The organism is Dyella sp. EPa41, from assembly GCF_016586165.1.
GTDB lineage: Bacteria > Pseudomonadota > Gammaproteobacteria > Xanthomonadales > Rhodanobacteraceae > Dyella.
In genome coordinates this window covers 1-12,157 of the sequence record NZ_BCPR01000023.1, presented here as the reverse complement: position 1 = coordinate 12,157, position 12,157 = coordinate 1, and the positions used below count along the sequence as shown (strand labels likewise).

General features: G+C 66.5%; 12 protein-coding genes. 1 reads left to right on the top strand and 11 read right to left on the bottom strand.

Features of this window, described 5'->3' with window-relative positions:
* Positions 1-109 precede the first annotated feature (109 nt).
* The 6 genes from JMF82_RS09450 to JMF82_RS09425 all read right to left on the bottom strand — a co-directional run bounded on the left by JMF82_RS09450 (position 110) and on the right by JMF82_RS09425 (position 4,196).
* The gene (locus tag JMF82_RS09450) at positions 110-646 is read right to left on the bottom strand and encodes an SRPBCC family protein (protein ID WP_201314282.1); all 537 of its coding nucleotides are present in this window, start codon (positions 644-646) and stop codon (positions 110-112) included.
* A 32-nt stretch (positions 647-678) separates the two neighbouring features.
* Positions 679-1,341, bottom strand: coding sequence for a glutathione S-transferase family protein (locus JMF82_RS09445; protein WP_201314281.1), 663 nt, complete (start codon positions 1,339-1,341; stop codon positions 679-681).
* A gap of 21 nt (positions 1,342-1,362) precedes the next feature.
* Complete coding sequence (locus tag JMF82_RS09440; RefSeq protein WP_236585390.1) at positions 1,363-1,953, bottom strand: YceI family protein; 591 nt, start codon at positions 1,951-1,953, stop codon at positions 1,363-1,365.
* Positions 1,954-2,145: 192 nt separating this feature from the next.
* Positions 2,146-2,478 carry a DHCW motif cupin fold protein gene (locus tag JMF82_RS09435; protein ID WP_201314279.1) on the bottom strand — a complete coding sequence of 111 codons (333 nt, stop codon included), beginning with the start codon at positions 2,476-2,478 and terminating at the stop codon, positions 2,146-2,148.
* A 28-nt stretch (positions 2,479-2,506) separates the two neighbouring features.
* Complete coding sequence (locus JMF82_RS09430) at positions 2,507-3,490, bottom strand: NAD(P)-dependent oxidoreductase (protein WP_201314278.1); 984 nt, start codon at positions 3,488-3,490, stop codon at positions 2,507-2,509.
* Between the two features lie 67 nt (positions 3,491-3,557).
* Positions 3,558-4,196, bottom strand: coding sequence for a flavin reductase family protein (locus JMF82_RS09425; RefSeq protein ID WP_201314277.1), 639 nt, complete (start codon positions 4,194-4,196; stop codon positions 3,558-3,560).
* 83 nt (positions 4,197-4,279) lie between these two features.
* On the opposite strand from JMF82_RS09425, the gene JMF82_RS09420 reads away from it, so the two are divergent.
* Positions 4,280-4,984 (top strand): helix-turn-helix transcriptional regulator, encoded by a 705-nt coding sequence (locus tag JMF82_RS09420; protein WP_201314276.1) that lies wholly within the window; start codon positions 4,280-4,282, stop codon positions 4,982-4,984.
* Positions 4,985-5,023: 39 nt separating this feature from the next.
* Here JMF82_RS09420 and JMF82_RS09415 read toward each other — a convergent pair whose 3' ends face one another.
* The 5 genes from JMF82_RS09415 to JMF82_RS09395 form a co-directional block, all read right to left on the bottom strand.
* The gene (locus tag JMF82_RS09415) at positions 5,024-5,923 is read right to left on the bottom strand and encodes a DUF2167 domain-containing protein (RefSeq protein ID WP_201314275.1); all 900 of its coding nucleotides are present in this window, start codon (positions 5,921-5,923) and stop codon (positions 5,024-5,026) included.
* A 127-nt stretch (positions 5,924-6,050) separates the two neighbouring features.
* On the bottom strand, positions 6,051-7,433 hold the full coding sequence (locus tag JMF82_RS09410) for a M28 family metallopeptidase (protein ID WP_201314274.1): 1,383 nt from the start codon (positions 7,431-7,433) through the stop codon (positions 6,051-6,053).
* Positions 7,434-7,837: 404 nt separating this feature from the next.
* Positions 7,838-8,611: a glutaminyl-peptide cyclotransferase gene (locus JMF82_RS09405; protein WP_201314273.1), complete on the bottom strand. Its 774-nt coding sequence runs from the start codon at positions 8,609-8,611 to the stop codon at positions 7,838-7,840.
* Between the two features lie 41 nt (positions 8,612-8,652).
* Positions 8,653-10,029 carry an ATP-dependent RNA helicase DbpA gene (gene dbpA / locus JMF82_RS09400; RefSeq protein WP_201314272.1) on the bottom strand — a complete coding sequence of 459 codons (1,377 nt, stop codon included), beginning with the start codon at positions 10,027-10,029 and terminating at the stop codon, positions 8,653-8,655.
* A gap of 41 nt (positions 10,030-10,070) precedes the next feature.
* Positions 10,071-11,510 carry a sugar porter family MFS transporter gene (locus JMF82_RS09395; RefSeq protein WP_201314271.1) on the bottom strand — a complete coding sequence of 480 codons (1,440 nt, stop codon included), beginning with the start codon at positions 11,508-11,510 and terminating at the stop codon, positions 10,071-10,073.
* Positions 11,511-12,157: the final 647 nt, after the last annotated feature.

Genomic DNA, 12,157 nt, shown 5'->3' with positions numbered 1-12,157 from the left:
GGCCTTGGCGGCTGCCTGCGCGATTTCATTCAGCTGCAAGCAGGTTCGGCCGCCACCTCGCGCGTCATGTCGTCAGCCGGGCGAAAGCCATGCCGGTAAAAAACGGCTTTCACGCGGTTGCGCGGTCTTCGGAAAGCTTGCGCAGATGACCCAGGCCTTCCTCGAAATCCTTGCCGACCATCTTGTCCATGTTGAACACCAGGCCCATCAGCTTGTGCATGAAGCTCGAGCGGCCGTGCATGGCCCAGGTCACCTGCGTGCCATTGCCGTGCGGTTCGAGCACGAACTCGGCGGTGTTGGTGGCCTTGAATGGCGCGAAGAATTCCAGCCTGATTTCGATGCGCGACGATGGCGTGGACCCGGTGATCTGCATGCGACCGCTGCCGATGTCCTTGTTGCCGTTCCAGCCGTAGATCGCGCCTTCGCCGGCCTTGGGGCCTTCGTAGCTGCGCTCCATGGCGGGGTCCTTGCGCTCATAGGGCGACCACGCCTGCCAGCGATGGAAATCGTTGATCAGGGGAAAGATGCGTTCCGGCGACGCCTGGATGGTGGCGGACCGTTCGATGCGGAAGCGGTCGGGACGCGTGGCGGCCACGCCGACCAGGGCAGCGATGGCGAGCAGCACGATGACGAGCAGGGTAAGCATGATCAGACTCCTTGGGTTGGGGTGGCCGGGCGTCACGCGCCGGCTTGTTCCTTGGGCACCATGTGCATGTATGGCTGGGCCTCGCGCAGCACGCGCGCAAATGATGGCCGCTGCATCAGTCGAAGCAGATAGGCGGCCGTATGCGGGTGTGCTTCTTCCAGCGGGATCACCAGGTTGGCGTAGAACAGCGCCGGCGAAGCCGCGCAATCGGCCATGGTGTAGCGCTCGCCCACGGCCCAGGTGCGATCGGCCATGTCCTTCTCCAGCACGTCATAGGCCGCGAGAAGCTTGTCGCGCGCGGCGCCCACGCCGTAGTGGTCGTGCGCGCCCGATGGGCGCAGGCGATCGGTGACCACCTTCTGCATCATCTCGTTGACGTACAGGTCGAAGAAGCGGTCACGCAGGCGCACTTCGCGCGCCAGATCGGCATCATCCGGAATCAGCGGCACCTTGCCCGGATAGTGCTGCGCGAGGTACTCGATGATGATGGTGGATTCGGGTACCAGGCAATCGCGGGCCTCGTCGCGCAGCAACGGAAAACGTCCCATGGGCCACAGCGCATGGAACGCGGCACGTGCCTGCGGATCGGCCAGGTCCACCAGATGGGCATGGAATGGCGTGTCGTTCTCGTACAGCGCGATCAGCGCCTTGTGGCAGAACGAGGCGAGCGGGTGCATGTAGAGCGTGAGTGACATGGTGAGCCTCTTGCCTGCGGATCAGTGTTGCGGTTGCGCCAGCGCGACCTTGTCCCGGGACGACGTGTCATCGATCAACGCCTCGACCTGGATGCGCAGCACCACGTCCATGTTGAAACCATAGGACTTGCCGCTGTCCATGCCGAAATCGTCGCGCTTGAACGTGGCATATGCATCCGCGCCGCAGAATTCGCGCTTGAACATCGGATGCGGCATGCACTTGAACGTGTTGATGGTGAGGTCGAGCGGCCGCGTGATGCCATGCAGGTTCAATTCGCCGGTCACCTTGGTCGGCGCACCGTTGACGAAGGCGGTGAGCCTGCCCTTGTACGTGGCCTTTGGATATTTCGCGACGTCGAACAGCTCCGGTCCGCGCGCGGCCTCGTTCATCTTGTCCAGCCCGAAATCCGCACTGGACGTATCCACGGTGATATCCACGGTGCCCGTGCCGGCACGCCTGTCCAGGGTGATCTTGCCCTGGGTCCGGTCGAACTTGCCGCGCCACGTCGACAGGCCGCCGAAGTGGTCGGCCTCGAAGCTGGGGTAGGTGTGCATGGGGTCGATGGTGTAGGTGGCCGGGCCGGCGTGTACCGGTTCGAGAACGGATGCCATGGCCAGCGTGGCGAAGGCGGCGTGCCGGGCAAAAGGGGACAAAACGGTCATCGTTGGCTCCTGGACGGTGGGTTTCGCGGGCCGCTCCGGCCGCGCTCATCTGAATGACGAACGGGCCAGGCGCATTTCGACATCGGTGGGGCTTATGGCGGGCGCGGTCCTGGCAGCGCGCCGCCCGGTGCGCCCACTGCGTCAGTCGACGATGAAAAGCCGGGCGCCCGTGGGCGTGTACGAGCGATGGGCGGCGTCGCCCCAGTCGGACACCTGGTAGCTCATGCCCGGCGTGAGCACGAAGCGGCGGCCATCCGCCAGTTCCGAGTGCAGCTCGCCTTCCAGCACATAGAGCACGTGGCCACGATCGCACCAGTGATCGGCCAGATAGCCCGGGCTGTATTCCACCAGGCGCACGCGCAGGTCGCCGACATGGAAGCTGCGCCAGAGCGCTTCGCCGGTGTCGCCGGGATGTTTCGTGGGCGGCACCTCGGCCCAGTTCGTCACGGTGAACGGAAGAGCGGGGATCTTCATCGGCGTGGCTTCCTCGGCGCGAACGAGACTACTCGACGGGATAAGGGCCTTCGGCAAAGACTTCGGCGTGATAGCCCTTGGCGCCGACGAGTCGCGCCAAGGGGCTGCGGATGTCGCCGCCGTTGGCCAACCGGTCGACCAGCAAGGCGAAGTCGTATCGCGGTTGCCAACCGAGTTCCTCGCGCGCCCGCGCGTTGACGTACACGCGGTCGATGCCCGGCGCCATCTTCCAGCCCAGTCGCGCGTATAGCGATGCATATGCGGGCACGCGTCGCTGCACGACAAGCGGCGCATTGGCGCGCAGCGCGGCCATGTCTTCCGGTTGCAGCGGCGAAGCGGCGCTGATGATGTAGCGGCGAAAGCCGAGCGTGGTGGCGTGGCGCGCGGCGAGCAGGTGCGCGCTCACCACGTCCTCGATGTCCACGCGTCGATGCAGGTACTCGTTCACCTTGAGGTTGTCGTCGGCATAGTTCGCCCGTGCATTGCGGTCGTCGTCCTCTTCCGGAAAGAAACGCGACGTGCGCAGCACCATGCAGGCCAGTCCCTGGTTGCGCTCGAACAACTGGCACAGGTCTTCCGCGGCCGCCTTGGTGACGCCGTAGATGTTCTTCGGGATCGGCGTGACGTCCTCGGTGATCCACGCGGACGGCTCCCCGGCCGGCGGCACCAGCGCATCGCCAAAGACGCTGGTGGTGCTGGTGTACACGAAGGATTCGACGCCCGCGCTTACCGCCTCTTCCAGCAGGTTGAGCGTGCCGGTGAGGTTCACGTCGATGAAGGCCTGCCGGCTGTGCGTGGCGACATGCGGCTTGTGCAGCGTGGCCGGATGGAACACGTGGCGCACGCCCGCCATGCAGCGCTTCACCATCGCGCGGTTGGCGACGGAGCCGAGCTGCGTGGTGAAGGGACCGTCGACGATATCCAGGCCGACCACCTCATGGCCCTGGTCGCGCAAGCTGCGCGCCAGCGCTTCGCCGAGATGGCCGGAACTACCTGTGACCAGGATACGCATGCGTGTGGTCCGCCGGGCAGGAAGAGGGCGATGCTAGCACCCGTCCGGCGCGCGCGACATGCGCGCCTTACACCTCCGCCTTGAACGTCTTGCCCAGTGCGCGGCCGCGGCCCACGTAATGCCGGAACAGGTAGAACAGCGGCTGGTAGCGCCGCGGATCGATGTGCTGCGTACCGGGCACCACGACCTCGTCGCGCGCGTGCACATGCAGCACTTCCAGTTCGGCCATCACGTAGCCGCCGGCGCCATCGCGCCACGCATCCAGCGGGCGTTGGACGGCGAGCAGCAGGCGCGCCTCCAACTGCAGGGGGCATTCGGCGATGCGCGGGGCGTCCACGGCCAGCGAGGGTGCGGTGTGCAGGCCGGCCAGCGCGAACTTGTCGGCCTCATGGCGATAACCGGCAGCGCGTTTCCACGCGGGCACCGGGTCGCGTCCGGTGGTCGGCGCCATGCGTTCCACGGCTTCGTGCTGGTCCTCGCCCGCGAGGTTCAGCACGCACTCGCGTTCGCGCTGCAGATTGGCCAGGCCCTGTCCGCCGCCGGTGAGGCCGATCACGACGCGGTCCGCCAGCGCCCACGCGGACGACATGGGTGTGATGTTGGTCGAGCCGTCCGCGTTGCGCGTGGTGATCAGCACGACGGGCGTGCCGAAGTAGAGGATCGACGGATGGATGACACGGGTATCGGGGCTGCGGTAACTGTCCATGGGGACAGTGTGGGGCGCAGGGTTGCCTGAGGTTTCGCCGCGCAACGAAATGTTCCGCGACGCCCGGCGCTAGACTGCGACGCATGAGCGATACCACCGTCCCCAGCCGCTACCAGCTCGCGGAGATCGGCTCGTTGCTGGCCGAGCCCGCTCGCGCCGCGATGTTGCTGGCGCTCATCGATGGCACCGCGCGCCCGGCGGGCGAGCTGGCGCAGGCGGCAGGCGTGGGCGCCGCGACGGCGAGCGCGCATCTCAAGCGATTGCTGGAGGGCGGCTTGTTGGCCGTGCACGTGCAGGGCCGCCATCGCTACTACCGGCTGGCCGGCGAGGAGGTGTCCGCCTTGCTGGAAGCCATGGCCCTGCCGCGCGTGCGCCCGGCCTTGCCGGCGCCGGCCGGCGGCGATCGCGCGTTGCGGCTGGCGCGCACGTGTTATCGACATCTCGCCGGTCGTCTTGGCGTGGGGCTCTGCGATGCGATGCTGGCGAACGATCACCTGCACATGACGGGTGAAGGCCTGCGCCTGCGCGACTCCGGTGTCGTGGCCCTGGTCTGTGCCGGTTTGCCGCAGGATGCCGCGCAGGCCCTGTTGCCGCTGCAGGGGCGCAGTTGCCTCGACTGGACCGAGCGGCGCATGCATGTGGGCGGTCCGCTCGGTGTATCGCTCACCGACGCCTTGCTGGAGGCCGGTTGGTTGCGGCGCCGCTCCGGCAGCCGCGCGTTGCAACCGAGCGACGATGGCCTGCGCCGGTTGATCGCCCTCGGCGTGCGTATCGATGCCGGCGCGTGACAGCGGCACCCTGGCGAGTGCCGCCGTCGCCGCGGATCTTCAGGCCTGCTTGCGCTTGAACAGCTTGGCGAACACGCCGCCGAGGGCGGCAATGCCGAGCACGATGAACTTCTTGAACGCCAGCAACAGCACGCCGAGCTTGGCGAAGAGGCCCGCCTTGGCCGCGATGCCGCCCGCCACCAGCGCGGCGATGCCATAGGCGGCGGCCTTGTCGGTGCTGGCGTTGTAATCGGTATAGCGCTGGCCCGCGTCGAACTCGGCCATCTCCACCACCTGCGGCATGTCCGCGCGCACCTGCGCCAGTTGCTCGATGGGCGCCACCGCGTTGAGCGAGAGATAGCCCTTGCGGCCCAGCACGCGGATCGCGTAATTGAGCGTGCGTGCCTCGCCGGAGCCATTGGCTCGCTTGAACTGCAGGTCCTGCGCCCAGTAGAGCTTGTGGTTGACCATGTCGTAGTGCGGCGGCTCGGCCCAGCCCATCAGCTCGATGGCCGGATAGCCTTCCTTGATGCGGTCGGCGTTCTCGTCCTTCGTCGCCGCCTGCATGTCCTTCAACATGTCGTTGTAGTCGATCTTGGCGGCGTCCGCGTCAGTGACATAGCCCTCGTCGACAAAGGTCACCACGACCGCCCAGTTCTTGTCTTCGAGCACGGCGTGCGCATCGGTGCCGGGCAGGATCATGCCCAGAACGTCGCTGTCGGGCGGGTTGTTCCACAGCTCGCTCAGCACGCGCTGTGCATCGGCGGCGGGCAGGAAGCTGTAGCCGTCGGCGATATCGAGCGTGGCCTGCGCGGCCGGCAGGCTCACCTTGCCGGTGAGCGGGTGCAGCGTGGCGACGAACTGTTCGGCCGTCATCTGGCCGGATTCCTCGCCCCACGCGGGCGAGGCGCACACCAAAGCGGCCAGCAGCAGCGCTGGCATCAGCGACTTGCGAAACATCGAGAGTTCCCCCGGTATCGTCCATGGATACGCATCGATCGATGCGGCCGCGGCTCCCCCAATGGCGCAGCGACCGCACGATCTTACGACGTGCGGCGCGCCGCGGCGACAACCGGGTTCGCTGGGCTCAGGGCGACTTGGGTGCGGGCGAACGCTCGAAGCCGCCGGCATCGCCCGGGAACACCACCGGGCTTTCATAGCCGTCGGCCGAGACGGCGGAGACGCCGAAGAACCAGTCGTCGATCACCACGTCCTTGATCACGGCCTGGTCGGTATCGCCCACGACGCGGCTGTACTGCCACTGCGGCGCGGTGGTGTCGCGCCAGTGCACCACGTAGCCGGCGGCGCCGGGCACCTTCTTCCAGTGCACGGTGGTGTCGGTGGCCAGTGCGCCCTCGGTGCTCACGCCGCTCGGCGGGGCGGGCGCACGGCTCAACGACGCCATGGTCACGGTGTTGAGCGCGGTGACGCGGGCGAGATAGCGGAAGTCGACGCCGTCGATGGTGTCGCCGTACTTGATGCCCTTTTCCGTACGGAGGTCCTGGTGCTGGCGCGTGTAGTCCTCGTGGCCTTCGCTGACGCGCACGGCGGGATAGCCGGCTTCCAGGAACGGCACCTGGTCGCCGCCGCGGCTGTAACGGTCGGTGCGGTAGACCATGTGCACGCGGAAGTCGGGCAGGTAGCTGGTCGCGATGCGCTCCATGTAGCGCGCGACGTTGCGCGAGGGCGAATCCACCTCGCCGCCGTGATAGGCGCGGTACTTCGCCTGCTCGGGCGTCTCGTTGCTCTTGGTGCCTTCGGAGAAAACGCGCACCGTGAGGTTGTCGCGCACGCCGTTCTGGCCCAGGCTGTTGCCCACGATGTCGTTGTTGAGGTCGGCCTCGACCTGCCAGCCCTGTGCGGCCGCGTAGTCGGCGAGCACCTTGCCGCCATAAAGGCCTTGCTCCTCGCCGGACAGCGCGGCGAATACCAGGGTGGCGTCGTTGTCCTGCCTGGAGAGGATGCGCGCCGCTTCCATCAGCGCGGCGACGCCCGAGGCATCGTCATTCGCGCCGGGTGCGTCGCTGGTGATGTTCATCACGTCGGTAACGCGAGAATCGAGATGCCCCGTCATCACGATCACGCGCTTGGGATCGGTCTTGCCACGCTTGATCGCCACCACGTCCATCACTTCGGTCGGCTGCGGGATGCGCTTGCCGGTGAATACCTGCGAGGGCGTGGCCACTTCGATGCAGCCGCCGCATTCCTTGGATATCTGCTCGAAGCGCGACTTCACCCAGCGGCGCGCGGCGCCGATGCCGCGCTTGTCCGACTTGGTATCGGACAGCGTGTGACGCGTACCGAAGCCGACCAGCTTCTCGATGGTGGCATGCAGCTCCGCTTCGCTGGGCTGCGTGGACAGCGCCAGCAGCGAAGGCTGCAGTCGCGGCTGCACCGGCGCCTCGTCGGCAAAGGCGGTGGACATGGCGAGGCTGAGTGCCAGTGGGAGCAGCAAGGGAGCGGGGCGCATAGGATTCTCCGGTAAGTCGACAGCCGACTTTAGCGCTGCCGCCAGGGCACGCCCCCTGCCGGACGGCAGGGGTGGCCGGTAGCCTGTTCAAAATATCCGTGTGGACCACGAGCGCACCCCCTCCCAACCTCCCCCTGCGAGCAGGGGGAGGAGTCAAAAGCGTGCCCGTGCTTACTCCCTCTCCTGTATGCAGGGAAGAGTCAAAAGCGTTCCTGTACTTACTTCCTCCCCTGCAAGCGGGGAGGAGTCAAAAGCGTGCCTCTACTTATTCCCTCCCTTGCAAGCAGGGAGGGGTCAAAAAGCGTGCCTCTACTTACCCCTCCCCTGCAAGCAGGGAGGAGTCAAAAAGCGTGCCTCTACTTACCCCCTCCCCTGCAAGGCAGGGGAGGGTTGGGGAGGGGGCTCTAACGTCCCGGCGGCACCAAGGTGATCTCGAACAGCTTGGGCCAGCGCTTGCCCGTCACGAACAGGCGATCGCGCTGGGCGTCGTAGGCGATGCCATTGAGCACGTCGTTGGTGGGGTCGGGCAGCCTGCTGGTGTCGAACAGGCCGGTGAGGTCGATCCAGCCCTTCACATGACCGGTGGCCGGATCGATGCGGGCGATGCGGTCGGTCATCCACACGTTCGCGTAGATTTCGCCCTTCACCCATTCCAGCTCGTTGAGGTTGAGCACCGGCCGGCCGTTGTCGGTGACATCGATGGTGTCCACCACGGCCAGTGTGCCGGGATCGAGTATCTGCAGCTTCGACGAGCCGTTGCTCATGTAGATGTGCTTGTCATTGCGCGTCAGCGCCCAGCCTTCGCCGGTATAGTAGAAAGTACGCTTCTGCTCGAACGTCCGCGTGTCATAGACGAAGCCCAACTGGTCCTTCCACGTGAGCTGCACGATGTGCGCGCCCCAGTCCACGATGCCTTCGCCGAAGTATTGCGCCGGCAGGTCGTGGCGCTGCACCACCTTGCCGGTTTCCAGCTCCACCTTGCGCACCGTCGATTCGCCGGCCTCGCCCGTGCTCTCGTAGAGATAGCCGTCCTTGTAGAACAGGCCTTCGGTATAAGCCGAGGTGTCGTGCGGGTAGGCGTGCACCACGCGATAGTGGTACACCGGCGTGGCGGCTTGGGCGGGCCGGGCCATGGCGAGAACACCGAGCGCGACGGCGCAGGCAAGCCAGCGGATCATCCGGGGACTCCTCAGGGTGGAACGCGGATGGTACACGCCGATCAATGCAGCGCGCGCACGCGGAAGTTGCGGCCCTTGATGCGGCCGGCGCGCAGGCGCTCCAGCGCCTTGTTCGCAAGATCCCGCCGGATCGCCACGTAGGCGCGCGTGGCGAACACGTCGATCTTGCCGATGTCCTTCGCCTCGAGGCCGGCATCGCCGGTGAGCGCGCCGAGGATGTCGCCAGGGCGCAGCTTGTCCTGGCGGCCCGCATCGATCACCAGCGTGCGCATGGGCGCGAGGTTCAGCTGCTTGCCGCGTGGCGGCGCCAGCTTCAGCGGATGCCACGGCAGCGGCCGGCCGAGCTGGTCTTCGATGTTGAGCGCCTTGGGGCGTTCACGCGGCGTCACCAGCGTGAGCGCAAGGCCGGCTTCGCCCGCGCGGCCGGTGCGACCGACGCGATGCGTGTGGGTGTCCGGATCGTGCGCGATGTCGTAGCTCACCACCAGCGGCAGGCCGGCGATATCGAGGCCGCGGGCCGCGACATCGGTCGCGACGAGGATCGAGCAGCTGCGGTTGGCGAACTGCACCAGCACTTCATCACGGTCGCGTTGCTCCATGTCGCCGTGCAGCGCCAGCGCGGAAAAGCCACGCTTGTCGAGCTCGTCCGCCACCGCGTCCACGTCCTTGCGCATGTTGCAGAACACCAGCGCGTGCTGCGCGTGTTCCTTGCCGAGCAGCTGCGCCAGGGCATCGATCTTCTGTGCCGGTTCCACTTCGTGGAAACGCTGCTCGATGGTCGATTCCTCATGCGGCGCTTCCACCGTCACTTCCACCGGGTCGCGCTGCAGGCGCTTGCTCACCTGGCGGATCTCCTCGGCATAGGTGGCCGAGAACAGCAGCGTCTGGTGATGCTTGGCGATGCGGCCGACGATGTCGTCGATGGCCTCGCTGAAGCCCATGTCGAGCATGCGATCCGCTTCGTCGAGCACCAGCACCTTGATGCCGCCGCCATGCAGGCTGCCGCGCTTGAGGTGCTCCTGCACGCGGCCGGGCGTGCCGACCACGATGTGCGGATCATGCGTGAGCGATGCGAGCTGCGGACCCAACGGCATGCCGCCGCACAGCGTGAGCAGCTTCACGTTGGGAATATGGACCGCCAGCTTGCGGATCGACTTGCTGACCTGGTCGGCCAGCTCGCGGGTGGGGCACAGCACCAGCGCCTGCAGCCGGATGGTGGCCACGTCCAGGCTCTGCAGCAGGCTCAGGCCGAACGCTGCGGTCTTGCCGCTGCCGGTGCGGGCCTGCGCGATCACGTCGCGGCCCTCCAGCATGGGCGGCAGGCTCTGGGCCTGCACCGGGGTCATCTCGGCATAGCCGAGCGTTTCCACGCTGGCGAGCAGCGCGGGCTTGAGCGGGAGCGTACGGAAATCAGTCATGCGCCATGATCGCATCTACGCGTTCATGGCGCATGAAAACCTCAACCCTGCATCTGTTCCAGCTCCATGCCCTTGGTCTCGCGCACGGCCTGGGCGACGAACAGCAGCGACAGCAGCGCGAACGCGGCGTACAGGCCGTAGGCGAAGCTCAAGCCCACTTCGGCCAGCGCCGGGAAGCTGCTGGTGATGATGAAGTTGGCGATCCACTGCGCCGCGGCCGCGACGGCCAGTGCGATCGCGCGGATGCGGTTGGGGAACATCTCGCCCAGCAGCACCCACACCATCGGACCCCAGCTGAGGCCGAAGAACACCACATAGGCGTTGGCCGACACCAGCGCCACCATGTTCCACGGCGAAGGCAGGCTGAGCGTCGCGCCGCTGCCGGTCGCCTGCGAGAAGCACCAGGCCATCGCCGCCAGCGTGATGGTCATGCCGGCCGAGCCGATGATGAGCAGCGGCTTGCGGCCGATGCGGTCCACCAGCGCGATGGCCACCAGGGTGACCAGCACGTTCACCACCGAGGTCGCCACGGTGATGGAGAACGAGTCGGACTCGCTGAAGCCCACCGAATGCCACAGCGTGGACGAGTAGTAGAAGATGACGTTGATGCCGACGAACTGCTGGAACACCGAGAGCAGGATGCCGATCCACACCACCGGCAACAGGCCGAAGCGCGGGCCGCGCAGGTCGCGCAGCCGGGGACGGTATTCCGACTGCAGGCTGTCCTGGATGTCCTTCACCTTGGCGTTGAGCGCGGCCTCGCTGCGCATGTCGAGCACGCGACGCAGCACGTCATGCGCTTCGGCGAGGCGACCCTTCGCGACAAGATGGCGCGGCGATTCCGGCACGCCGAGCACCAGCGAGCCGTAGATCAGCGCGGGCACCACGGCCACCAGGAACATCCAGCGCCACGCGGCCAGGCCCATCCACAGCGGCTGCGCGGCACCGCCGGCCGTGCCGGCCAGCCATGCGTCGCTGAGCAACGCAGCGAAGATGCCGAGCACGATGGCGAGTTGCTGCAGCGAGCCAAGGCGCCCGCGCACGGCGGCTGGCGAGACTTCCGCGATATAGGTCGGCGCGATCACCGAGGCCATGCCCACGCCGATACCGCCGACGAGGCGCCAGAACACCAGGCTGGCCACGCCGGACACGAGGCCCGAACCCAGCGCGCTGAGCGCGAGGAACAGCGCCGCGACCTGCATGCTGCGCACGCGGCCAAAGCGATCGGCCAGCGGGCCGGCATACCAGGCGCCCACCGCCGAACCGAGCAGCGCGCACGACACGGCAAAGCCGATTTGTCCCGCGCCCAATCCGAAATTGCCGCGCACCGCATCGACCGCGCCGTTGATCACCGCGGTGTCGAAACCGAACAGGAAACCACCGAGCGCCGCGGCGCCGGCGATCAGAACCACGCGCGCCGTAGCGTGCTGGCCCAGATCCTCGACCGCATTCGCCGGCTTGTCAGATGTATTGAGATTCATTGCCTCTCCCCATGCAAAGTCCGGCGATTCTGCGCTGGCAGTCGCCTCGCTTCGAAGTGAATACGTATGCACTAGAGGCGGAGGGATGTCGAGGTTTTGTTGGAGGTCGCGGTGATGATGCAGGTGCGCAATGGTTGAGGTTGTTGTGTGGCGTGAGATGTGGGGAGGTTTCGGGTTGGCGCAGTACGTAGTTTGCTGCGTCGCAATATCGTTGGTGGTGCTTTGGGCATCTCGCCAATCAGGCGCACCGCCCCCCAACTGTAGGAGCGCACCCTGTGCGCGACAGCCTTTCGCGACAGTCTCTATGGTCGTCATCCCGGCGCAGGCCGGGATCCAGTAGTGTCCAGTCTTCGGCTGTCGCGATAGGCTAGGTTGCCGCTTACGCAGCGGGCGTTTCGACGTCCTGCCGGCCGCCGAGTCACTTTTCTTTTGCTGGCCCAAAAGAAAAGTAACCCAAAGAAAATGGCCTTCAGAGCCAGGGCTCATAGCGATATGCGGGATAGGAGCGTCGGCCGACCGAGGCTAGCCGTGGCGTGCTCGTTACTACCTCGAACGGCGCGGCTACACCGCAACGCGTCCTAACGAAGAGGACTTAAAGCCACTTCGCTGAGTCGTGATGAAGCCCATGGGCCGCCACGCACTGCCTC